Here is a 23,404-nt window from a genome sequence, read left to right as displayed (position 1 = left end):
CCCCTGGCATGGGGGGAGGGGATCCGGCGGCCACGGGCCCGCGCCTGCGCCCGGGCAGCTCCCCCTGACCTCCTTGAACCTCCAGAAGGTGCCGAACCATGACAGTCGTCATCGACCGAGCGACCGGCAAGCGGCGCGGTGAGCGGGAACCGCGCCCCGGGCCGGGCCAGCGGCTGAAGAACGGCTTCCACAAGCACTGGTACGCCTACGCGATGATCGCCCCGGTGGCGATCGTCCTCGGGGTCCTCGTGCTGTACCCGCTGGCCTACGGCCTGTACCTCACGCTCACCGACGCCACCAGCCTCAACACCGCCCGCACGATCGGCGTCAACGAGATCGACGCCACCTACAAGTTCATCGGCCTGGACAACTACGCCGACATCCTGTGGGGCCCGACGTCGTACGACCGCTTCTGGTCGCACTTCCTGTGGACGGTCTTCTGGACGGCGGCCTGTGTCGCCCTGCACTACGGCATCGGCCTCGGGCTCGCGCTGCTGCTCAACCAGAAGCTGCGTGGCCGCACCCTCTACCGGATGGTCCTGGTGCTGCCCTGGGCGGTGCCGACCTTCGTCACCGTCTTCGGCTGGCGGTTCATGCTCGCCGACGGCGGCGTCATCAACAGCGCCCTGGAGTTCCTGCACCTGCCGACGCCGCTGTGGCTGGAGGACACCTTCTGGCAGCGGTTCGCCGCGATCATGGTCAACACCTGGTGCGGTGTGCCGTTCATGATGGTCTCGCTGCTCGGCGGACTGCAGTCGATCGACGCGAGCCTGTACGAGGCCTCCGAGATGGACGGCGCCAACGCCTGGCAGCGGTTCCGCTACGTCACCCTGCCCGGCCTCAGGTCCGTCAGCACCACCGTCGTACTGCTCGGCGTCATCTGGACCTTCAACCAGTTCGCCATCATCTTCCTGCTGTTCGGCAACACCGCCCCCGACGCCCAGATCCTCGTGACCTGGGCCTACCAGCTGGGCTTCGGGCAGCAGCCGCGCGACTACGCCCAGTCCGCCGCCTACGGAATCCTGCTCCTGTCCCTCCTGATCGTCTTCACCTCCTTCTACCGCCGCTGGCTGAACCGCAACGAGCAGCAGCTCGCGATCTGAGGCAGGAGTCCACCATGAGTACGACCACCGTCGAGACCTCCGCCGCGGTCACCGAGCGGCGCCCTTCCGACGCGCCCCGCAAGGTCCGCCGCCGCGGCGAGAACAGCCGCGCGGGCTCCCTCGCCTCGCACGCCGTGCTGATCGGCGCGAGCCTGACCGCGCTCTTCCCGATCGCCTGGCTGGTCTTCCTGTCCCTCGGCCCGGACAAGGACGACTACCTCCACCCCGGGCGCATCTGGAGCAAGATGACGCTCGACAACTACGCGTTCGTCCTGCAGGACACGAGCTTCTTCGACTGGCTGAAGAGCACGCTGGTCGTGGTGCTGGGCACGACGCTCATCGGCGTCGTCGTCGCCGCGTCCACCGGTTACGCGGTCTCCCGCATGCGCTTCCCGGGTTACCGGAAGCTGATGTGGGTACTGCTGGTCACCCAGATGTTCCCGATCGCGGTACTGATCGTGCCGATGTACCAGATCCTCTCGGATCTGCAGCTCATCGACAGCTACCTTGGTCTCATCCTTGTCAACTGCACCACGATCGTGCCGTACTGCGCCTGGCTGATGAAGGGCTATTTCGACACCATCCCGTTCGAGATCGACGAGGCCGGGCGCGTCGACGGGCTGACCCCCTTCGGCACGTTCGCGCGGCTGATCCTGCCGCTCGCCAAGCCGGGCCTCGCGGTCGCGGCGTTCTACAGCTTCCTCACGGCCTTCGGTGAGGTCGCGTTCGCCTCGACGTTCATGCTGAGCGACGACAAGTACACCTTTGCCGTCGGTCTGCAGACCTTTGTGAGCGAGCATGACGCGCAGCGGAACCTGATGGCCGCGACGGCTGTACTGATCGCGATACCGGCTGCCATCTTCTTCTACCTCGTGCAGAAGAACCTGGTGACCGGGCTCACCGCCGGTGGCACGAAGGGGTGACCCTCGTCGAGCGATCGGCCGCGGCGCCGTCGTGGCTGGTCGCGCCCGCGCGGCGGAGCCGCAGATCGATACAGCCCCGCGCCCCTGAGGGGGCGCGCGGTGGGCGGCCGTGGTGCCCATCCGACCCCGCTGTGCCGCGGCCGCCCCAACAACACCCCGCCCACGCCTTCCATGACCGACATCCTGTGACGCATCAAGGACGACATGAGCCAGCAGCACTCCGCCGCCCCTGCCATGACCCCCACCGTCGCCAAGCGCCGCGACTGGTGGCGGGACGCGGTGATCTACCAGGTGTACCCGCGCAGCTTCGCCGACAGCAACGGCGACGGCATGGGTGACCTGGAAGGTGTCCGCACCCGCCTGCCGTATCTGCGCGACCTCGGCGTGGACGCCGTGTGGCTCAGCCCCTTCTACGCCTCGCCGCAGGCCGACGCCGGCTACGACGTCGCCGACTACCGGGCCGTCGACCCCATGTTCGGCAACCTCCTGGACGCCGACGCGCTGATCCGCGACGCCCACGAGCTGAGCCTGCGGATCATCGTCGACCTGGTCCCGAACCACTCCTCCGACCAGCACGAGTGGTTCAAGCGGGCCGTCGCCGAGGGCCCCGGCTCCCCGCTGCGGGAGCGCTACCACTTCCGCCCCGGCAAGGGGGAGAACGGCGAGCTGCCCCCCAACGACTGGGAGTCGATCTTCGGCGGCCCGGCGTGGACACGGGTGCCGGACGGTGAGTGGTACCTGCACCTCTTCGCCCCCGAGCAGCCCGACTTCAACTGGGAGCACCCGGCGGTCGGCGACGAGTTCCGCTCCATCCTGCGCTTCTGGCTGGACATGGGCGTCGACGGCTTCCGCATCGACGTCGCCCACGGTCTGGTGAAGGCGGAGGGGCTGCCCGACCTTGGATCCCACGACCAGGTGAAGCTACTGGGCAACGATGTCATGCCGTTCTTCGACCAAGAGGGCGTGCACGAGATCTACCGGCAGTGGCGGCTCGTCCTCGACGAGTACGCGGGGGAGAGGATCTTCGTCGCCGAGGCCTGGACCCCGACCATCGAGCGCACCGCCCACTACGTCCGCCCGGACGAGCTGCACCAGGCGTTCAACTTCCAGTACCTCAGCACCCACTGGGACGCCGCGGAGATGCGCGAGGTCATCGACCGCACGCTGGACGCCATGCGCCCGGTGGGCGCACCCGCCACCTGGGTCCTGTCCAACCACGACGTGACCCGGCACGCCACCCGCTTCGCCAACCCGGCAGGGCTCGGCACCCAGATCCGGCTGGCCGGCGACCGGGAACTGGGGCTGCGCAGGGCCCGGGCCGCGAGCCTGCTCATGCTGGCACTGCCCGGCTCGGCCTACGTCTACCAGGGTGAGGAGCTCGGGCTGCCCGACGTCGTCGACCTGCCGGACGAGGTGCGTCAGGACCCGGCGTACTTCCGGGGCGCCGGCCAGGACGGCTTCCGCGACGGGTGCCGGGTGCCGATCCCGTGGACCCGGACCGGGTCGTCGTACGGCTTCGGCGACGGCGGCAGCTGGCTGCCGCAGCCGGACGGGTGGGGCGAGCTGAGCGTCGAGGCGCAGACCGGGGAGCCCGGCTCGACGCTGGAGCTGTACCGGGCCGCGCTCGCCGTGCGCCGCGAGCAGCCCGACCTCGGCGCCGGCACGTCCGTGCAGTGGCTGCGGGCGCCCGAGGGCGTGCTCGCCTTCCGGCGCGGGGAGTTCGTGTGCGTCGCGAACACCACCGGGGAGTCGGTGGCGATGCCGGCCTACGGCCGGGTGCTGGTCGCGAGCGGCGAGATCGTCGAGGTCGACGACGAGGCGAAGGTGCCGGCCGACACCACGGTGTGGTGGACCACCGCGGTCACCGCCTGATTTTCCTTTGAATTTCGTACGGCCCGCTGCCCTTTCGGGCGGCGGGCCTTTAACATCTGCGTCACCGCAAGGTTTCTGAACCTTGCAGCAAGAACCTTCAACGAAGAAGGAAACCCCACATGGCACGCAGACACCTCTCCGCCGCCGTCGCGCTCGCCGCGACTGCGATTGTCATGAACCCGACGAGTGCACAGGCCTCCCCACCTGGCACCAAGGACGTCACCGCCGTCCTCTTCGAGTGGAACTTCGCCTCCGTCGCCCGCGAGTGCACCACCACCCTCGGTCCCGCCGGATACGGATACGTCCAGGTCTCCCCGCCCGCCGAGCACATACAGGGCTCCCAGTGGTGGACGTCGTACCAGCCGGTCAGCTACAAGATCGCCGGCCGGCTCGGCGACCGCACGGCCTTCCGGAACATGGTGAACACCTGCCACGCGGCCGGTGTGAAGGTCGTCGCCGACACGGTCGTCAACCACATGGCGGCGGGCAGCGGCACCGGCACCGGCGGCTCGTCGTACACGAAGTACAACTATCCGGGCCTGTACTCCGCGCCCGACTTCGACGACTGCACGGGTCAGATCAGCAACTACCAGGACCGCTGGAACGTCCAGCACTGCGAACTGGTCGGCCTCTCCGACCTCGACACCGGCGAGGACTACGTGCGCGGCGCGATCGCCGGGTACATGAACGACCTGTTCTCCCTCGGCGTGGACGGCTTCCGCATCGACGCGGCCAAGCACATGGACACGGCCGACCTGGCGAACATCAAGTCCCGCCTGAGCAACCCCTCGGTGTACTGGAAGCAGGAGGTCATCTACGGCTCCGGCGAGGCCGTCCAGCCCACCGAATACACGAAGAACGGTGACGTCCAGGAGTTCCGCTACGCCTACGACCTCAAGCGGGTCTTCACCAACGAGAACCTCGCCTATCTGAAGAACTACGGCGAGGGCTGGGGCTATATGAGCGGCGGCGTCTCCGGTGTCTTCGTCGACAACCACGACACCGAGCGCAACGGCTCGACCCTCAGCTACAAGGACAACGCCAACTACACCCTCGCCAACGTGTTCATGCTCGCCTGGCCCTACGGCGCCCCCGACATCAACTCCGGCTACGAGTTCTCCGACCACGACGCCGGCCCGCCGAACGGCGGCCAGGTGAACGCCTGCTGGCAGGACGGCTGGAAGTGCCAGCACAACTGGCCGGAGATCAAGTCGATGGTCGGCTTCCGCAACGCCACGCGGGGCGAGGCCGTCACCAACTGGTGGGACAACGGGGGCGACGCCATCGCGTTCGGGCGGGGGAGCAAGGGCTTCGTGGCCATCAACCACGAGTCGGGCTCGCTGAGCCGGACGTATCAGACCTCGCTGCCGGCGGGGACGTACTGCGACGTGCAGGACAACACGACGGTGACCGTGAACTCCGGTGGCCAGTTCACCGCCACCCTCGGCGCGAACACCGCACTCGCCCTCCACGCGGGCCGGACGACCTGCTGAGCGCGAGCACCCCAGTGCGCTGCGTGAGGGATTGACGCTTCCGGAACGCTGTCCTACGTTCCCTCCTCAGTGGCAACTCCCTGAACGCTGTTCAGCATCTCGAACACTCGCCCCTCGGAAACCCCGAGGGGCGACCTCATACCACTGGGAGCGCTCCCATGACGGGACGGATCACGCTGCGCAGGCTCAGAAGGTGGACGGTGACGTCCGCGGCGGTGCTGACGACGACCGCCGGGATCACCGCCGGGACGGCACCGGCCGGCACACGGGCGGACGCTTCCGCGACCATCGACGGGGCCACCCGGCATCAGCCCATAGACGGCTTCGGCATCTCCGAGCACTTCGGCCGGGCCGAGATCATGCGCGGCTCGCAGGGCCTGCCCGCCCAGCGCCAACGCGAGATCCTCGACCTGCTGTTCAGCCGGAGCACCGGCGTCGGGCTGAGCATCCTTCGCCTCGGCATCGACTCGGGCATCCAGCCGACCGACCCCGGCGGGCCGAACGCGACCCCCAAGTACGTGTGGGACCGCAACGACAAGGGCCAGGTCTGGCTCGCCCAGCAGGCCAAGGCCTACGGCGTGAACCGCTTCTACGCCGATGCCTGGACGGCCCCCGGGTACATGAAGACCAATGGGACCGACGCGAACGGCGGCACCCTGTGCGGCCTGGCGGGCGCGAGCTGCGCGAGCGGCGACTGGCGCAAGGCGTACGCGAACCACCTGGTCCAGTACGCGAAGTTCTACGCCCAGGAAGGCATCCGGATCAATGACCTCGGGTTCACCAACGAGCCCGACTGGACGGCCACCTACGACTCCATGCGGCTCACGCCCGCCCAGGCGGTGGAGTTCACCAAGGTCTTCGGCCCGGTGGCGAGGGCCGGCGGCTACAAGGTCGTCTGCTGCGACTCCTTCGGCTGGAACCAGCAGAAGAACTACACCAGCGCCATCGAGGCCGACGCCACGGCCCGCGGCTTCGTCGACACCCACGCCGGCCACACGTATGCCAGCAAGGTCGACGGGCCGCTGCCGACCGACAAGCGGACCTGGATGTCGGAGTGGTCGCCCGACGGCACCACCTGGAACGAGGCCTGGGACGACGGCAGCGGCTACGACGGGTTCACGGTCGCGGGCGCCGTGCACGACGCCCTGACCAAGGGGAACACCAGCGGCTACGTGTACTGGTACGGCGCCTCGACCGGCGCCACCCGTGGGCTGATCCAGATGGACGGTGCGAACTACCACGTCTCCAAGCGCCTGTGGGCCCTGGCGAACTACAGCCGCTTCATCCGGCCCGGAGCCACCCGCATCGGCGCCACCACGTCCGACGCCAACCTCAGGCTGTCGGCGTTCCGCGACACCGACGGATCCGTGACGGTCGTGGCGCTCAACGCGGCCGGCAGCGCCACCCCGGTGTCGTTCGGCCTGCGGAACCTCGGCTTCACCACCGGGACGGCCACCCCGTACCTGACCGACGGCTCCCACAGCACCGCCCGGCAGCCGGCCGTGCCGGTCGGCGGGGGTGCGCTGCGGGCCACGGTTCCGGCCCGCTCGCTCGTCACCTACACCCTCACGCGCTAGGGAAGACGGTGTAGTTGTGCTCGACCCGCCGAGGTCATGAAAGTTCTTACCAACAGTTTCAAGACTCTTGCTGTAAGCGTTTCGGCGGCGATACGGTCGCGCGGGGTCGGACCCGAGAGAGCCGCAATCGCAAGGAGTCCACGTCAGTGATACCGAGATGGCGTGCGCCCTCAAGGCGCCGAACCTCCCGTGCCGGACGGGTCGCCGCGGTCACCGCCACCGCGCTGGCCGCAGCACTCGTCCAGCCTCTCGCCGCCGGAGCGGCCACCCCACCGGCGCCCCCGTCCGACGCGAAGCTCGCCGCCGAGCCCGCCCGTCACGACGCCACCCGTGAGCAGTTCTACTTCGTCCTGCCGGACCGCTTCGCCAACGGCGACCCGCGCAACGACAAGGGCGGCCTGACCGGCTCCCGCCTGTCCACCGGCTACGACCCCACCGACAAGGGCTTCTACCAGGGCGGCGACCTCAAGGGCCTGACCAAGAGACTCGACTACATCAAGGGCCTCGGCACCACCGCCCTGTGGATGGCCCCGATCTTCAAGAACCAGCCGGTGCAGGGCACGGGGGCGAACGCGTCGGCCGGTTACCACGGTTACTGGATCACCGACTTCACCCAGGTCGACCCGCACTTCGGCACCAACAAGGACCTCGAGACCCTCATCGACAAGGCCCACGCCAAGGGCATGAAGGTCTTCTTCGACGTCATCACCAACCACACGGCCGATGTCGTCGACTACGAGGAGAAGTCGTACGACTACCTCTCCAAGGGCGCCTTCCCGTACCTGACGAAGGACGGCAAGCCCTTCGACGACGCCGACTACGCGGACGGCACGAAGAGGTTCCCGCCGGTCGGCACCGGCTCCTTCCCGCGCACTCCGGCCGTTCCGGCCGCCAAGAAGAAGAACGTCAAGGTCCCGTCGTGGCTCAACGACCCGACGATGTACCACAACCGCGGCGACTCCACCTTCGCCGGTGAGAGCTCCGAGCACGGCGACTTCGGCGGCCTCGACGACCTGTGGACCGAGCGGCCCGAGGTCGTACGGGGCATGGAGAAGATCTACCAGCGCTGGGTGCGGGACTTCGACGTCGACGGCTTCCGGATCGACACCGTGAAGCACGTCAACATGGAGTTCTGGACGCAGTGGGCCACCGCCCTCGACGCCTACGCGGCGCGGCAGGGGCGCGACGACTTCTTCATGTTCGGCGAGGTGTACTCGGCCGACACCGCCGTCACCTCCCCGTACGTCACCCGGGGCCGCCTCGACGCCACGCTGGACTTCCCCTTCCAGGAGGCGGCCCGCCAGTACGCCTCGCAGGGCGGCAGCGCGCAGCGGCTCGCGGGCGTCTTCGGCGACGACTACAAGTACACGACCGGCAAGGCGAACGCGTACGAGCAGGTCACCTTCCTCGGCAACCACGACATGGGCCGGATCGGGACCTTCCTGAAGCAGGACAACCCCAAGGCCACCGACGCGCAGCTCCTCGCCAAGGACCGGCTCGCCAACGAGCTGATGTTCCTCAGCCGCGGCAACCCCGTCGTCTACTACGGCGACGAGCAGGGCTTCACGGGTGCGGGCGGCGACAAGGACGCCCGGCAGAGCATGTTCGCCTCCCGCACCGCCGACTACCTCGACGACGACCGGATCGGCACCGACCGCACCCACGCCGAGGACGCCTACGACACGAGAGCGCCGCTCTACCGCCAGATCAGTGCCCTTGCCAAGCTCCGCAAGGCCAACCCCGCCCTCACCGACGGCGTCCAGCAGGAGCGGTACGCGTCCGACGGCGCAGGGGTGTACGCCTTCTCCCGTACGGACGCGCGCACCGGCACCGAGTACGTCGTCGCCTTCAACAACGCCGCCGGCCAGAAGACCGCGACCTTCGCCACCGGCTCGGCCGGCATGGCCTTCAAGGGCGTCTACGGCACCGGCGACTCCCTGAAGAGCGACGGCGACAAGAAGCTCACCGTGACCGTCCCGGCTGGCTCGGCGATCGTCCTCAAGGCGGCCGGCAAGCTCGCCCCGCCCGCCACCGAGCCGACGCTCACCCTCAAGGCCCCGGCGGCCGGTGCCACCGGGACCGTGGAGCTCTCCGCCGACGATGGGGGCACCTCCCGCTCGAGCGAAGCCGAGAGTGGGGGAGGCGGCCGGCTCAACCGGGTCGTCTTCGCCGCCCAGACCGGCAACGGCGAGTGGCAGACCCTCGGCTCCGCCGACCACGCCCCGTACAAGGTCACCCACACCATCGCCGAGGACGTACCGCCCGGCACCGCCCTGCGCTACAAGGCCGTCGTCGTGGACTCGGCCGGCCGCACCGCGAGCGCCCTGGCCGCCTCCACCACGGGCACCCCGCCCGTCGAGGAGCCGCCCGGCGCCTCCTCCCGCGACCACGCGATCGTCCACTACAAGCGCGCCGACGGGAACTACGCCGACTGGGGCCTGTACGCCTGGGGCGACCTCGCCGACGGCGAGGCCACGCAATGGCCCGACAGCCACCCCTTCACGGGCCGTGACGCCTACGGCGCCTTCGCCTACGTCAAGCTCAAGCCCGGCGCCTCGAACGTCAGCTTCCTCGTCATCGACGAGGACGGCGACAAGGACGTCTCCGCCGACCGCACCATCGACGTCACGAAGACCGGCGAGGTCTGGATCGAGCAGGGCGAGGAGACCGTCCGCACGGAGAAGCCGGCCGCCGACTACCCGGCCCCGGACAAGACCAAGGCCGTCCTGCACTACCACCGGGCCGACGGGGACTACGACGGCTGGGGCCTGCACGTCTGGACCGGCGCCGCGAACCCCACCGACTGGTCGAACCCCCTCAAGCCGGTCAAGACTGATACCTATGGTGCGGTCTTCGAGGTACCGCTCACCGACGGTGCCACCAGCCTCAGCTACATCCTCCACAAGGGCGACGAGAAGGACCTGCCCTCCGACCGGTCGCTCGACCTCAAGGCGAACGGCCACGAGGTGTGGCTGTTGAGCGGCCAGGAGAAGTACCTGCTCCCGCAGCCGGCCGGTGCCGCTGCCGCGCTCGACCTGACCACGTCCAAGGCGGTCTGGATCGACCGGAACACCCTCGCCTGGAACGGCTCCGACGCGGCCGCCTCCACCCAGCTGCTCTACGCCCGCGACGGCTCGATCGAGGCGAAGGACGGCGCCCTCACCGGTGACGCCAAGTGGCTGCGCCTGTCGAAGACCGAGCTCACCGACGCCCAGAAGGCAAGGTTCCCGCACCTGAAGGCGTACGACGCCTGGACCGTCGACCCGCGCGACCGCGACCGGGTTCGCGAGGCGTTGCGCGGCCAGGTCGTCGCCACGCAGCACGCCGGCAACGGTGCCGTGCTCGCGGCGACCGGCATTCAGATCGCGGGTGTCCTCGACGACCTGTACTCCGGCGCGACCAGGGCAGACCTGGGGCCGACGTTCGCCCACGGCCGCCCCACGCTGTCCGTCTGGGCACCGACCGCACAGCAGGTGTCCCTGGAGATCGGCGACTCCACCGTCCCGATGCGGCGCGACGCCACCACCGGCGTCTGGTCCGCGACCGGCCCGAAGTCCTGGACGGGCAAGCCCTACCGGTACGTCGTCGAGGTCTGGGCCCCCAGTGTCCGCAAGGTCGTCACCAACAAGGTCACCGACCCCTACTCCCTGGCCCTCGCCGCCGACTCGGAGCGCAGCCTCGTCGTCGACCTGGACGACAAGGCCCTCAAGCCCTCCGGCTGGTCGGCGTACACCAAGCCCAAGGCCGTACCGCTGAGGGACGCCCAGATCCAGGAGCTGCACATCCGGGACTTCTCCGTGGAGGACCGCACGGCGAAGCACCCCGGCACCTATCTCGCCTTCACCGACCAGGACAGCGACGGCTCGAAGCACCTGCGCGAGCTGGCGAAGGCGGGCACCTCGTACGTCCACCTCCTGCCCGCCTTCGACATCGCCACCATCCCGGAGAAGAAGGCCGACCAGGCGACGGCCGACTGCGACCTCGCCTCCTATCCGGCCGACTCCGACCGGCAGCAGGAGTGCGTCGGGAAGATCGCCGCGAAGGACGCCTACAACTGGGGCTACGACCCGTACCACTACACCGTCCCGGAGGGCTCCTACGCCACCGACCCGGACGGCACGGCCCGCACGGTCGAGTTCCGGAAGATGGTGAAGGCACTGAACGACGACGGCCTGCGGGTCGTCATGGACGTCGTCTACAACCACACCGCGGCGAGCGGCCAGGAGAGGACGAGCGTCCTCGACCGGATCGTCCCCGGCTACTACCAGCGGCTCCTCGCCGACGGCTCGGTCGCGAACAGCACCTGCTGTGCCAACACGGCCACCGAGAACGCCATGATGGGCAAACTCGTCGTCGACTCGATCGTCACCTGGGCCAGGGAGTACAAGGTCGACGGCTTCCGCTTCGACCTCATGGGCCACCACCCGAAGGCCAACATCCTCGCGGTCCGCAAGGCCCTCGACGCGCTCACCGTGGACAAGGACGGCGTCGACGGCAAGAAGATCATCCTCTACGGCGAGGGCTGGAACTTCGGCGAGATCGCCGACGACGCCCGGTTCACGCAGGCCACGCAGAAGAACATGGCCGGCACCGGCATCGCCACCTTCTCCGACCGCGCCCGCGACGCCGTGCGCGGCGGCGGCCCCTTCGACGAGGACCCCGGCGTCCAGGGCTTCGCGTCCGGCCTGTACACCGACCCCAACTCCTCGGAGCGCAACGGCACCCCGGCCGAACAGAAGGCCCGCCTGCTGCACTACCAGGACCTCATCAAGGTGGGTCTCTCCGGCAATCTCGCCCGCTACCGGTTCACCGACACCGAGGGCAAGGACGTCACCGGCGCCGACGTCGACTACAACGGCCAACCCGCCGGCTACGCGGACGCCCCCGGCGACGCCCTCGCCTACGCCGACGCGCACGACAACGAGTCGCTCTTCGACGCCCTCGCCTTCAAACTGCCCGCGACGACGAGTGCGTCCGACCGCGCCCGGATGCAGGTCCTCGCCATGGCGACGGCCACCCTCTCCCAGGGCCCGGCCCTCTCCCAGGCGGGCACCGACCTGCTGCGCTCCAAGTCCCTGGACCGCAACTCCTACGACAGCGGCGACTGGTTCAACGCCGTCCACTGGAACTGCGCCGACGGCAACGGCTTCGGCCGCGGCCTGCCCATGGCTGCCGACAACAAGGACAAGTGGCCTTACGGCAAGCCCCTGTTGAGCACGGTCAAGGTCGGCTGCGAGCAGATCGAGGGAACCTCGGCCGCGTACCGGGATCTGCTGCGGATCCGTTCGACGGAGCCGGCGTTCTCCCTCTCCACGGCGGGCCAGGTGCAGTCGAAGCTCTCCTTCCCGCTGTCCGGCAAGGAGGAGACACCCGGTGTGATCACCATGCGGCTCGGCGATCTAGTCGTCGTCTTCAACGCCACCCCCGAGCGGCAGGAACAGCAGGTCACCGCAGTCGCCGGAACCGGCTACCGGCTGCACCCGGTGCAGGCGGCGGGGGCGGACCCTACCGTCAAGTCGTCCTCCTACGTGGCTGAATCGGGCACGTTCGCCGTTCCGGGGCGCACGGTCGCCGTCTTCACCCGCGCCGCCGCATAGCGCACTAGGTTGGATGGGGCGGGCCGCGACCGACGGTCCGCCCCCTCCACGTAGGCCCCGAGGTGCTCCTCGAGATGGACGGCAACGGCACGCAGCACACCCCCGGCACCACCGTGCTGGTCGTGGACGACGTCGCGGCCAGCCGGTACGCCATGGGCGCGGTACTGAGCCGGGCCGGCCACCAGGTCGTGCCCGTCGCCAGCGGCGGCGAGGCGCTCGTCGAACTCGACGTCCGGCTGCGCGACGGCACCCTGCCCGACGTGGCCCTCGTCGACGTGGGCCTGCCGGACATGAGCGGCTTCGAACTGTGCCGCCGGCTCCGGGCGCTGCCGCCCATGGCCGCTCTGCCCGTCGTGCACTTCTCGGCCGCAGCGACCGCGCCGGGCGACCGGTGCCGGGGGCTGGACGCGGGCGGCGACGCCTATCTGACCGTGCCCGCCGAACCGCTGGAGATCCAGGCCGTCGTCCGGGCCGCCGTGCGCGGAGCGCGCCGCGCCACGGGCGCCGAGACCGTCGTCCACCGGCTGACCCTGCTGTCCGAGGCCATCATCACGGTGCAGACGGCGCGCTGCCCCCGGGAACTCGCCACCGCCGCCGCCGACGGCACCGCACGTCTCACCGGCTCGCCCGCCGTGGTGTTCGTGATCGCCCCGGACGGCGAGCCCTACCAGGGCGCGGCCCGCAGCCGCCCCGCGGCGACGGACAGCGGCGCGCACCAGGCGGCGGCCCGCCTGGCCGCCCGGATCGCGGAGGGCCGTACGGGCGTGCACAGCACCGTCGTCCCCGCGCCGCTGTGGCCGGCCGGGATCTTCCGGCCGGGCGTCGAGGAGGACGCCCTCCTGACCGTGGCGACGGGCCAGGACGGCCGTACGGCCGTGTGCCTGGCCACGCCCGTACGGCGCGCGGCGATCACCGACCCCGCGGACGACGGGCTGCTCGCCCGCCTCGCCCAGGCCGCCGCGCTCGCCGCCGAACCACTGCTGCTGTACCAGGTCGAGCGGCACGTCGCCCTCACCCTCCAGCACAGCTTCCTGCCCCGGCCGCACAAGCTGCCCCACCTGCCCGGCGTCGACATCGAGGTCCGCTATGTGCCCGCGTCCCGGCAGGCCGAGATCGGCGGCGACTTCTACGCCGCCCTGCGCACCGGCGACGGGGTGCTCACCGCGGTCGGTGACGTGGTCGGGCACTCGCTGGACGCCGCCACGGTCATGGTCGAGATACGGCACGCGCTGCGCGCCTACTGCGTGGACGAGAGCGACCCGGTGGTGCTGGCCGGGCGGCTCGACCGGATGCTCCAGCGGTACCACCCCGACATCACGGCCACCGTGTGCCTGGCCCTGGTCGACCCCGGCAGCGGCCGGGTACGGATCGCCAACGCCGGTCACATCCCGCCGCTGATCCTGCGCGACGGGGGCGACGCGCAGTACGTCGACGCGTGCGGTCCGCTGCTCGGCCTGGGCCTGGAACGCCCCCCGCCGACCGAGCACCACCTGACCCCCACCGACCGCCTGCTCATGGTCACCGACGGCCTCATCGAAACCCGGGGCATCCCCCTGGAGACCTCCCTGGAACAACTCCGCACAGCCGCCGCCGACGCCCCCACCCCCCTGGACACCCTCTGCGACGTGCTCCTGGGCTGCTTCGGCCACGACCGGGAGGACGACATCGCCATGCTGGCCCTCCGGTTAGGGTGAGCCGTTGGCCGCCCAGGACTGGAGTACTGATGCCGCAGATCACCGTCGACTATTCCGCCGACCTCGCGGACGGCTTCGACCGGACCGGATTCGCGAAGGCGCTGCACGAGGCGACCGTCGACATCGCGGCCGCCAAGCCGCCGGCGTGCAAGAGCCGGTTCCGTCCGACCGAGGACATCGTGGTCGGACCCGACACCGAGGGACATGCCCATGTGCACGTCCACATCGCGCTGCTCGCCGGCCGCACCGAGGAGACCAAGGCCCGGCTCACCGAAGCCGCGCTGGAGTTGCTGCGCAGGTATCTGAAGACCGCCGACGGGATCGTGCTGCACGCCTCCGCCGAGGTGCGTGACCTGGACGTTTCCTACCGGAAGTTCGAGGGCTGAGCAGGGTCAGGTCGCCAGCGTCAGGAGCCGGCCGGCCAGGTCGGCGAACGGGCCGTCGGCCGGCTCCTCCTTGAAGATGCGGCGCAGCAGGGCGCCCATCTCCTGGTCGTAGGCGGCGCTCACGGAGGCCAGCGCGGCGAAGTCGTGCACGAGCTGGCTCTCCAGCTCCGCCCGCGGGATGCGCCGGCCGTCCAGCCAGATCAGCGCCGTCGACTCGGCGAGCGAGATCCAGGAACGGACGACCAGTTCCAGACGCGCGGGCGGATCGGTCACGCCCAGGTGCGAAAGGATCTGGACATACGCGGCCTGCCGTACGGAGTCGACGAGCGCGTTGGTCGTCGAGGAGCCGACCGCGGGTCCGCCGCGCATGAGGGCCGAGAAACCCGGCCCGTGCTCGTCCACGAAGTCGAAGTAGCGGCCCATGACGCGCAGCAGCCGCGCCCCCAGCGGACCCTCGTGCGGTTCCACGAACCGAGCCGCGAGATCGTCCGCCGCCCGCTGCAACGCGGCCTCGTACAGGCTGAGTTTGCCGGGAAAGTAGTGATAGACCAACGGCCGCGAAATGCCCGCGGCCGACGCTATCTCGTCGATGGAGACCTCGTCGGGCGAGCGGCGGCTGAACAGTTCGAGGGCGACGCCGATCAACTGCTGCCGCCGCTCCTCGACTCCCAATCTGCGGCGAACCCCGGTAGTCATGCGAACACCTTACCGATCGATTCCAGCCTCGAACGGACCGGATCGATCGCGGACGTTCACCCGGGTGCACCGGGCGGGCACCAGAGCGGGCCTGTCAGCGCAGCCCGCCGAGCGAACGCCCGTCCCGCAGGGTCCCCTTCAGCTCGGCCCGCGCCCCCTGTTCGCCCGGCACGGTCAGCAGACTGCTCCGCGCCGACCCGTTGATCCCGCCCGTCGCCCGGATCGACGCGGTCCGGCGGCTGCCCGCGGCCAGCAGATACCAGGTGCCCGCCTCCGACTTCCACAGCACCCCGGCCAGCACATGCGGGTCACGCGCCCCGCACGCCGGGACGTTCTCGGCCTTCGCCGCCACCGCCCCGTACCTCCCGCCCGGGGTGTGGAACTGCGCCAGCACCCGCGCCCCGCCGCCCCGCCAGGTCTCGGCCCGCGTGCACACCCACGCCGCCGACCCGCTCGCGTCCGGCAGCGGCTGCTCGTTGAACGCCCAGGCGTTGACACTGCGCACGCCCGCCGAGCGCACCGTGCCCAGCGAGCAGGCGTACGGCTGCCAGGTGCGCAGCGCCGCCGCGCCGGACGCCTCTCCCGGCGAGCCGGGCCGGCCGCTGGTGAGCCGGGCCGGGACCAGTTCGCCGAGGTCGCTCAGCAGCCGGGTCCGCTTGCCGTCGGCCAGCTGCAGCACGTTCCACGACGTGCACGGACCGGACCGCAGGGCCGGGCTGGCCAGCGGCGCGGTCACGCCGTCGGTGAGCGCGAGGTCCATCGCCCCGGAGCCCGGCTTCAGCAGATCCCGCTCGCCCGCCTTCGACACCCAAGGGGCCGTCAGATAGCGGACGTTGCCGTCGGTCCTGCCCAGGACCACCGCGCCCGCCTCGGCCCGGTCGGCGCCGTCGACCCGGGCGAAGTCGAGGGCTGCGCCCTGCGTGCCGTCCTTGGGCTCGGCGTACCGGGCGAGGCGCAGACCGTCGTAGAGGATCACCACGTGCGCGGCGTCGACCGTCCCCGCGTACAGCAGCTGGGGCGGTCCGGCCGGGCCGCCGGACAGGGTGCCGGGCGTCGCCGACACCTGGACCCGCTCGCCGGGGCGTGCCCAGACGGCCAGGGCGCGGCGCAGCAGGGCCGAATCGCCGGTGAGGTCGCCGCGGGCCGGCCACACGGAGAAGTCGGTGCGCGCCGAGCTCTGCCACGCGGCCGGATCGACCCGGGTCAGCTTCGCCGGGTCCAGGGCGGCCTGGGCGGCCGGGTTCCGCGCGTACGGGGGTGCGGCGGCGCCGTCGGGACCCCAGCCCTCGCCGGGCAGACCGAGCAGTGCCCCGCACACCAGCAGCGCCGCCCCGGCGGCCAGCGCGGCCTTCAGGTGCTGGCGGCGCCGCATCAGGTCGGTGGGGCGCGCCTGGAGCGAGCAGGGGTCGAACTCGGGGGAGTCGAGCAGTCCGTACTGCGCGGGGACCCCGTCGGCCTCCAGCAGCGCGCCGTCCGGGTCGGCGACACCCGCCGCCGTGAGCACCTTGCGCGCCCCGTCGTCCGCGAGCCGCTCCAGGCCGCGCAGCGCGTAGGCGGCCCGGGCCGGTCCCGACAGGGTGGACAGCCGCTGGTCCAGGGCGAGTTCGTCGGCGCCACCGGACCGCGGGAACAGCTTCAGGCCCCACACCTGCGGCAGCAGCGGCGGCAGCTGGGACCGCTTGGGCCATGCCTTGCGCCGCAACGGCAGCCCCGCCTCCAGCGCCGTGCGCAGCACCTGGAGGCGGACCAGGGCGTAGCCCGGATCGCCGTCACGCCCGGTCGACTGGGCCGGGATCACCGGTGCCGGTGTGCGGTTGCGGGGGAGTGCGCGCTGGGTGAGGGCGTGTGCGGTCACGACGCGCCTGCTGCGGCCCAGGCCCGGTGGCAGCACCAGATAGGCGAGCCGCACGAGCCGCGGGTAGTGCTCGACGAGCGCGGCCTCGGCCTGCTCGACGTCGACGACCGGGCCGGCGGGGGAGGAGGGTGCGGGGCGCTGGGCGACATCCTGTGACTGCACGTTCAGCAGAACGAGCGAATGGTCGGATGGTCACCTGACCGCGGGGCGTCACGCCCCCGGCTGCTCCTGCGGCTCCACGAGCAGCCGGGCGTAGTTCGCCATCGACCGCTGGTAGCGGGGCAGGTGCGGGGCCAGGGCGCCCAGGGCCAGCGACAGTCCCTCCCGGTCGCGGCCGAGGCTGGACAGGCAGAGCGCGAGCGTCGCGCGTACGGGGTCGTCCAGCTCGTCGGAGGGGGCGACCAGCTCGGGCGCCAGGAGCGCGAGGCCCTCATCCGCCCGGCCGGTGTTCCGCAGCGAGCTGGCCAGCTGGATCTTCGTCCGGCGGGCCTTGTAGGGGCTGGCGTCGGCGAGTCCGCGCCGCAGCGCCTCCCGGTACAGCGGGACCGCCTGGTCCGAGCGGCCCGTGGAGTCCCAGGCGCAGGCCTGCTCGAACGGCCCGAGCGGGCTGCCGTCCGGCAGCTCGGCGACGAGGGCGTCGATCTCGGCACGGAAGCGCGCCTCGTCCGTTTCCTCTTCGGCGTAGTCGTCGAAGCGGGCCCACAGAGCGGTGACGCGATCTTCCCAGTCCTGGTTCACCCTGCCACCCTCGCACAGGCGTGCCTACGGAGGCAGCGGAATTTGAGCGCTGTGGGCTCCGCAGCCGTATCGAAGGCGAGAGCCCTTGCCGGGGCTCCGTGCGGCATGCGTCCGGACCGTGCCGTGACAAGGACCGGAGGAACAGATGAGGGTGACCCGACCGATGCTCGCGCTGAGCGGCGCGGTGGCGATACTGGCGCTGGCCGGCTGCGGATCCGGCGGCAAGGACGAGGCAGCCGTGCCGAAAGAGGTGACCGGCAGCCTGGAGCACATCGCGGCCGAGGCCAAGTGCAAGCCGAACATGCAGACCGACGCCGACACGATCCGCCAGGCCCTCTGCAAGAAGGGCAAGGAGAAGTACGTCCTCGCGACCTTCTCCACCGACCGCGGCCAGCGTGAGTGGCTGAACGGCGCGAAGGACTACGGCGGCTACTACCTCGTCGGCCGCAAGTGGGTCGCCGTGGGCCAGCAGAAGACGGTCACGGCGCTGCAGGGCACCCTCGGCGGGACCATGGAGGAAGGCTCCGAGCACATGAACCCCGGCGGCAGCCACAACAAGGGCGGTCACAGCAGCGGCAGCAGCCACCACGGCTGAACCTCGCGGGCCCGGACGGACGAGAAAGCCGGCGGTGGGAATTCCCACCGCCGGCTTTCTACTGGCCGAGGACTACTGGCAGTTCTCGCCGTTGTTGATGCACTGGACCATCTCGTTCATCACGTTGTCGTCGAAGAAGTTGATGAAGTCGTTGTGGTCAGTGATCGGCTTGTGCAGCTGCTCCGGGAAGGAGTCCACCGCGAACGCGTTCTGGACCTGTCCGTTGTTGATCTGCGGCGCCGGGACGTCGTAGACCAGACGGACCTGGAGCTGGGGGATGGCCTGGAAGCCGTTCGAGCAGCTGCCGTCCGCTTCCACGAAGTCCACGTGGGTGCGGTGGTTGGCGCTGTCGATGTTCTGGCCGTCCCAGCAGCTCTGGAAGTTCGACGTCCGGACCACGCTGCTGCCCTCGGGGCAGATCGTGTACTTGTCCGTCGACTGCCGGTCCTCGAAGCCGGTGCAGCTCCAGGAGGTGTTGGCGTTGTTCAGACCGTTGGTGAACGCCTTGGCGTCACCCGTGATGATCCGCAGCGCCTTCGGCATCGCGACGACGTCGCTCGTCCGGTTGCCCACGAACTTCAGCTCCGCCTGGGCGGGCTCGACGATCTTGCCGACGTTGCCGTCCTGGCCACCGCCGGGCTGGCCCGCGTCGATGTCGTCCGAACCGTCCTGGATCCGGATGACCGGCCAGAAGTACGTCGACTTGTCGCCCTGGTTCTGGCAGGTCGTCTCGCCGTTCGCCAGGTCCTCGTCGCTCGCGAAGGCGTTGTTGTTCTGGTTGCCGACGTAGTCGTGCTGGTGCTGGGCACCGTTGGAGACACCGGGCGCCACGATCACGTTGTCGGAGTTGCGGTTCTCGTTCTCGTTGGTGCCGCACTGCGTGGTGAAGGTGCCCGTGGAACCACCGTCGCCGTTCGAGGCCAGACCGTTCGGCAGGTTACGGGAGTTGGGCTGGACGTCCTCGATGTTGACGAAGTCCGCGGCTGCCGGGCCGTTGCCGTCCTGACCGCCGTTGCCGCCCTGACCCTGGTCCTGACCGCCCTGGTCCTGACCCCCCTGGTCCTGACCCCCCTGGTCCTGGCCCTGGTCCTGACCGTCCTGGTTCTGACCGTCCTGGCCGTCCTGGTTCTGGCCGTCCTGGTTCTGATCGCCCCCGGCCTGGCCGTCGTTGGTGTTCGCGTCGGCGGCCATGCCCTGGCACTCGGCCATCTGGGCGAGGTTGTCCGGCGCCTGGCCACCAACACGCTTGATGTTGATGCCGATCCGGTCGATGGCGGCGGTCCGCTTCGACTTCAGCGGGCCGAGGATGGCGTTGTTGACGAAGCCGGAGTCACCGGCCTGGGCCTGACGCGTGGAGGCGAGCCGGGTGTAGGCCTCGCTGATCTGCTTGTCGAGGTTCGCCAGCTCCTTGTCCACGCCCTGGCGCGCGCCGTCCGGCACGTCGGTCAGGCTCTGTCCAACGTCCGGGCACTGGATCGTGGCGACCTGCGCACCCGCGGACTTCGTCTGGTTCGCCGAGTTCTCCTCATGCGCCGAGGCATAGAAGTTTGCCCAGATCAGCCCGCCCCCACCGAGCGCTAGGGCCGCCGATGCGGCTATGGCCTTGGTGGCCATCGGCGTCCGGCGTTTTCTTGTGTTGCGTCCCATGGAACTCCTCTGACTTCCTTTTTCGGGGGCATCGAGGCGCCCGACAGGAGTGAAGCGGCTCCCTTCCATACGGAGGTGGTCCCACGGGTGTTCAGAGGTCCCGGAAATTGATGCGAGATTCGTGAGGGCTCTGTGTTCTCAACAACCCATTTCGTACCGGGAGTTGTTGATCCCCCACGGTCGGTGAACCAGCGAGTCCGGTTTCACCGGCCGTGGTCGAGATACGCCAGAACCGCCAGCACGCGGCGGTTGTCGTCGTCCGAGACCTCCAGTCCCAGTTTGGCGAAGATGTTCGCGGTGTGCTTGGCGATGGCCCGTTCCGTCACCACCAGCCGGCCGGCGATCGCCGCGTTGGTCCGGCCCTGCGCCATCAGTTCCAGCACCTCCCGCTCCCGGGGCGTCAGCCGCGCCAGCGGCCGGTCGTCGCCCGACTGGCGCGCCAGCAGCTGCTGGATGACCTGCGGATCCATCGCCGTACCCCCGGCGGCGACCCGCCGTACGGCGTCCACGAACTGCTCGGCGTCGAACACCCGGTCCTTCAGCAGGTACCCGACCCCGCCGCTGCCGTCGGCGAGCAGCTCACGCGCGTACAGCTGCTCCACGTGCTGGGAGAGCACCAGCACCGGCAGCCCGGGCCGCTTGCGGCGGGCGTCGAGCGCGCACTGCAGCCCCTCGTCGGTGTGCGTGGGCGGCAGGCGTACGTCGACCACGGCGACGTCCGGTTCCAGCTCGGCCAGCGCGGCGGCCAGTTCGGGACCGGACTCGACGGCCGCCGCGATCTCGAAGTCGTGCGCCTGGAGCAGCCGGACGAGCCCGTCGCGCAGCAGGAAGAGGTCTTCGGCTAGGACAACGCGCAAGGGATCTCCATGGTGACCATGGTGGGACCGCCCGCGGGGCTGCTGACGGCCAGGACGCCGTCGAATGTACCGAGCCGCCGCTCGACTCCGGAGAGTCCTGAACCGGCTCCGATCACCGCACCTCCCTTGCCGTTGTCGGTGACCGACACCCGCAGCATCCCGTCGGCGTGGTGCAGGTCGGCCCAGATCCGGTCGGCTCCGGAGTGCTTCACCGCGTTGGTGAGCACCTCGCTGACGGCGAAGTACGCGGCGGACTCCACGGGCGCCTCCGCCCGCCCGGGCAGGTCCACGCTCACCTCGGTGGTCACCGGCAGCCGCAGCGCCAGCGCCCGTACCGCGTCGCCGAGACCGCGCTCGGCGAGCACCGGCGGATGGATGCCGCGCACCAGCTCGCGCAGTTCGGCCAGGGCCTCGACCGAGGACGTGCGGGCCTGCGCGATCAGCTCCTTGGCCTTGGCCGGGTCCTTGTCGAGGAGCGCCTCGATGGTGCCCAGGTCCATGCCCACCGCCACGAGCCGGGCCTGGGCCCCGTCGTGCAGGTCCCGTTCGATGCGCCGCAGCTCGGCGGCGGAGGTGTCGACGGCGTCGCGCCGCGTCTCGGTCAGGACCCGCACCCGCTCGGACAGGTCGCGCCGGCCGGAGCCCAGGACGGCCTGGGTGAGCCGGAAGTGGACGTCCAGCAGGAGCGAGGTGAGGAAGTGCGCGAAGAAGAGGATGACCAGGCCGAGCACGGCGGCACCGAGCGCGGACACCTGCCCGGTGACCTTGACGAACCCGTACCAGTACCCGTCGGGGAAGACCCGCCACAGCCCGGCCGCGAGCGTGAAGCCCTCCAGCGGGTACAGCCACAGCGCGGCGGGCAGCAGCGCGGTGAGGAACCCCGCCGTCATGTCGACCGGCAGCCACATCAGGTCCCGCCAGGTCGCCGGGTCGCGCAGCATCCCGAACGTGGCCGCCCACGGATTGGCGTCCTTCGGCAGCGGCCGGTACGCCGGCGGGATCCGCACCCCGCCCCACTCCGCCGCGAGCACCCGCCGCCAGTTCGCGAACGTCCGCACCCCCTTCAGTACGTACGGCGTGGTGACGAGCCCGACGCCGATCGGTATGAGCGCCATGGACACCAGGGACAGGGTGAAGCACAACACCGCCGCCGGTAACGAGACGAGGGCCACCCCCAGCCCCCGTAGCGCGGCGAGCGCGACGCCCCGCCCCTTCGCTGCCCTGTAGCCGCTCTTCGTGTCGATGGTCATGGCGTCAGTCTCGCCGAGCGGGGGTGCCGGGTCACTGGGCCGGGACACCCGGTCAGGGGGTGGTGTTACGTACACCCCCAGGAGCCGGGGCGCGGTGCGGTGGTTCATACGCCTCCGCCGGCCGCGAGCACCTTCGCCTCCACCTCCGGGTCGAGCCCCGAGCGCGGCCGGTCCGGCCGCTGGGGTGCCGTGCCGCCGATGTCCTGGAGCCAGCTCCAGGTGTCGGCCACGGTCTCCGCGACGGGCCGGCAGTCCAGCCCCGCCTCCACCGCCCGGGAGACGTCCGCGCTGTGCAGCGCGTCGTGCAGGTCGCTGCCCGGCGGCACCCACACCGGCAGCTGGGTCCACGGCTCGACGCCCGCCTCCAGGATCACCTCCGGCTCCGTCCACCGCAGTTCGGCCGCACCGCCGGTGACCCGCGCACACGCCTCCAGCAGCGCGCCCGTCGTGGCGTGCCCCTGTGGGCTGGCGAGGTTGTACGGCCCGCTCAGCTCCCGCTCGGCCGCGTGCAGGATCCACTCGGCCAGGTCGCGGACGTCCACGTACTGCAGGGGCAGCTCGCGCGGGCCCGGGGCAAGCACCGGACCACCGCGCGCCGTGCGGTCCAGCCACCAGGGCAGCCGGCCGATGTTCTCGTACGGGCCGAGGATCAGCCCGGCCCGGACGAGCACCGACCGGTCCTCGCCGAAGGCGTCCAGCACGGCCAGTTCACCGCCGCGCTTGTCCTGCGCGTACGCGGTCTGCTCCGCGTCGGCCGAGGCGCCCTCCACCAGGGGCGCGTCCTCGCCGTACCCGGCGGGCGGGGCCCACGCGTACACCGAGCAGCTCGACACATACACGTACCGGCCCGCGCGGCCCCGCAGCAGCCGCGCCGTGTCCCGCACCGCGCGGGGCGCCGCCGACCAGGTGTCGACGACGACGTCCCACTCGCCCGGGTCGTCGGCGAGGGCGGCGAGACCGCCGGGCGCGGTGCGGTCGCCGAGCAGCGACCGCGCGCCCTCCGGCGCCTCGTGCCGCCCCCGGTGGAAGACGGTCACGTCCCAGCCACGCCCCAGGGCCGCCTCCACGACGGCCCGCCCCGCGAACTCCGTACCACCCAGCATCAGAAGCCTCATGCCGCC

Annotated in this window: 16 protein-coding genes; 9 read left to right on the top strand and 7 right to left on the bottom strand. The window is 70.7% G+C overall.

Annotation, left to right across the window (positions count from 1 at the left end; translation table 11 throughout):
• Positions 1-98 precede the first annotated feature (98 nt).
• The 8 genes from OHU35_RS12060 (at position 99) to OHU35_RS12025 (ending at position 14,645) form a co-directional block, all read left to right on the top strand.
• Positions 99-1,103 (top strand): carbohydrate ABC transporter permease, encoded by a 1,005-nt coding sequence (locus tag OHU35_RS12060; RefSeq protein WP_189724666.1) that lies wholly within the window; start codon positions 99-101, stop codon positions 1,101-1,103.
• Between the two features lie 14 nt (positions 1,104-1,117).
• Positions 1,118-2,026: a sugar ABC transporter permease gene (locus tag OHU35_RS12055; protein ID WP_189724665.1), complete on the top strand. Its 909-nt coding sequence runs from the start codon at positions 1,118-1,120 to the stop codon at positions 2,024-2,026.
• A gap of 204 nt (positions 2,027-2,230) precedes the next feature.
• Positions 2,231-3,898 (top strand): glycoside hydrolase family 13 protein, encoded by a 1,668-nt coding sequence (locus tag OHU35_RS12050; RefSeq protein WP_359895498.1) that lies wholly within the window; start codon positions 2,231-2,233, stop codon positions 3,896-3,898.
• A 119-nt stretch (positions 3,899-4,017) separates the two neighbouring features.
• A complete protein-coding gene (locus tag OHU35_RS12045; RefSeq protein ID WP_405505278.1) occupies positions 4,018-5,391 on the top strand; it encodes an alpha-amylase family protein in 1,374 nt (457 codons plus the stop codon).
• A 158-nt stretch (positions 5,392-5,549) separates the two neighbouring features.
• Entirely contained in the window at positions 5,550-6,968 is a 1,419-nt protein-coding gene (locus OHU35_RS12040; protein ID WP_405505277.1) for a glycoside hydrolase family 30 protein, read from the top strand.
• A gap of 146 nt (positions 6,969-7,114) precedes the next feature.
• Positions 7,115-12,565 (top strand): pullulanase-type alpha-1,6-glucosidase, encoded by a 5,451-nt coding sequence (gene pulA / locus OHU35_RS12035; protein ID WP_405505276.1) that lies wholly within the window; start codon positions 7,115-7,117, stop codon positions 12,563-12,565.
• Positions 12,566-12,639: 74 nt separating this feature from the next.
• Positions 12,640-14,259 (top strand): fused response regulator/phosphatase, encoded by a 1,620-nt coding sequence (locus tag OHU35_RS12030; protein ID WP_189724661.1) that lies wholly within the window; start codon positions 12,640-12,642, stop codon positions 14,257-14,259.
• A gap of 29 nt (positions 14,260-14,288) precedes the next feature.
• The gene (locus tag OHU35_RS12025) at positions 14,289-14,645 is read left to right on the top strand and encodes a 5-carboxymethyl-2-hydroxymuconate Delta-isomerase (protein WP_189724660.1); all 357 of its coding nucleotides are present in this window, start codon (positions 14,289-14,291) and stop codon (positions 14,643-14,645) included.
• Between the two features lie 6 nt (positions 14,646-14,651).
• Here OHU35_RS12025 and OHU35_RS12020 read toward each other — a convergent pair whose 3' ends face one another.
• From OHU35_RS12020 to OHU35_RS12010, 3 genes are all read right to left on the bottom strand, one after another.
• Entirely contained in the window at positions 14,652-15,341 is a 690-nt protein-coding gene (locus OHU35_RS12020; protein ID WP_189724659.1) for a TetR/AcrR family transcriptional regulator, read from the bottom strand.
• A gap of 94 nt (positions 15,342-15,435) precedes the next feature.
• Entirely contained in the window at positions 15,436-17,358 is a 1,923-nt protein-coding gene (locus OHU35_RS12015) for a hypothetical protein (RefSeq protein WP_405505275.1), read from the bottom strand.
• A 48-nt stretch (positions 17,359-17,406) separates the two neighbouring features.
• Entirely contained in the window at positions 17,407-17,934 is a 528-nt protein-coding gene (locus tag OHU35_RS12010) for a tetratricopeptide repeat protein (RefSeq protein WP_189724657.1), read from the bottom strand.
• A 145-nt stretch (positions 17,935-18,079) separates the two neighbouring features.
• Here OHU35_RS12010 and OHU35_RS12005 point away from each other — a divergent pair, with 145 nt between their 5' ends.
• On the top strand, positions 18,080-18,529 hold the full coding sequence (locus OHU35_RS12005) for a hypothetical protein (RefSeq protein ID WP_405505274.1): 450 nt from the start codon (positions 18,080-18,082) through the stop codon (positions 18,527-18,529).
• 72 nt (positions 18,530-18,601) lie between these two features.
• On the opposite strand, the gene OHU35_RS12000 is transcribed toward OHU35_RS12005, so the two are convergent.
• The 4 genes from OHU35_RS12000 to OHU35_RS11985 all read right to left on the bottom strand — a co-directional run bounded on the left by OHU35_RS12000 (position 18,602) and on the right by OHU35_RS11985 (position 23,398).
• Positions 18,602-20,176: a DUF1996 domain-containing protein gene (locus OHU35_RS12000; protein ID WP_405505273.1), complete on the bottom strand. Its 1,575-nt coding sequence runs from the start codon at positions 20,174-20,176 to the stop codon at positions 18,602-18,604.
• 203 nt (positions 20,177-20,379) lie between these two features.
• Positions 20,380-21,033, bottom strand: a complete 654-nt coding sequence (locus OHU35_RS11995; RefSeq protein ID WP_020274443.1) for a response regulator transcription factor — start codon at positions 21,031-21,033, stop codon at positions 20,380-20,382.
• The gene (locus tag OHU35_RS11990) at positions 21,018-22,283 is read right to left on the bottom strand and encodes a sensor histidine kinase (RefSeq protein ID WP_405505272.1); all 1,266 of its coding nucleotides are present in this window, start codon (positions 22,281-22,283) and stop codon (positions 21,018-21,020) included. The genes OHU35_RS11995 and OHU35_RS11990 overlap by 16 nt, the downstream gene beginning before the upstream one ends.
• Positions 22,284-22,387: 104 nt before the next feature.
• Complete coding sequence (locus tag OHU35_RS11985) at positions 22,388-23,398, bottom strand: SDR family oxidoreductase (protein WP_229872968.1); 1,011 nt, start codon at positions 23,396-23,398, stop codon at positions 22,388-22,390.
• Positions 23,399-23,404 lie beyond the last annotated feature (6 nt).

Origin of the sequence: Streptomyces purpurascens, assembly GCF_045040895.1 — a bacterium.
GTDB lineage: Bacteria > Actinomycetota > Actinomycetes > Streptomycetales > Streptomycetaceae > Streptomyces > Streptomyces purpurascens.
Note: the sequence above shows the minus strand (reverse complement) of the source record. Positions and strands in the feature narration are given on the sequence as shown.

What these genes read in the sequence shown, in the direction of transcription:
- OHU35_RS12030 (WP_189724661.1), top strand. Translation starts at nt 12,640, where the DNA reads ATGGACGGCAACGGCACGCAGCACACCCCCGGCACCACCGTGCTGGTC.
- OHU35_RS12005 (WP_405505274.1), top strand. Translation starts at nt 18,080, where the DNA reads ATGAGGGTGACCCGACCGATGCTCGCGCTGAGCGGCGCGGTGGCGATA.
- OHU35_RS12045 (WP_405505278.1), top strand. Translation starts at nt 4,018, where the DNA reads ATGGCACGCAGACACCTCTCCGCCGCCGTCGCGCTCGCCGCGACTGCG.
- OHU35_RS12040 (WP_405505277.1), top strand. Translation starts at nt 5,550, where the DNA reads ATGACGGGACGGATCACGCTGCGCAGGCTCAGAAGGTGGACGGTGACG.
- OHU35_RS12060 (WP_189724666.1), top strand. Translation starts at nt 99, where the DNA reads ATGACAGTCGTCATCGACCGAGCGACCGGCAAGCGGCGCGGTGAGCGG.
- OHU35_RS12055 (WP_189724665.1), top strand. Translation starts at nt 1,118, where the DNA reads ATGAGTACGACCACCGTCGAGACCTCCGCCGCGGTCACCGAGCGGCGC.
- OHU35_RS11990 (WP_405505272.1), bottom strand. Translation starts at nt 22,283, where the DNA reads ATGACCATCGACACGAAGAGCGGCTACAGGGCAGCGAAGGGGCGGGGC.
- OHU35_RS12020 (WP_189724659.1), bottom strand. Translation starts at nt 15,341, where the DNA reads ATGACTACCGGGGTTCGCCGCAGATTGGGAGTCGAGGAGCGGCGGCAG.
- OHU35_RS12000 (WP_405505273.1), bottom strand. Translation starts at nt 20,176, where the DNA reads ATGGGACGCAACACAAGAAAACGCCGGACGCCGATGGCCACCAAGGCC.
- OHU35_RS11985 (WP_229872968.1), bottom strand. Translation starts at nt 23,398, where the DNA reads ATGAGGCTTCTGATGCTGGGTGGTACGGAGTTCGCGGGGCGGGCCGTC.
- OHU35_RS12050 (WP_359895498.1), top strand. Translation starts at nt 2,231, where the DNA reads ATGAGCCAGCAGCACTCCGCCGCCCCTGCCATGACCCCCACCGTCGCC.
- OHU35_RS12025 (WP_189724660.1), top strand. Translation starts at nt 14,289, where the DNA reads ATGCCGCAGATCACCGTCGACTATTCCGCCGACCTCGCGGACGGCTTC.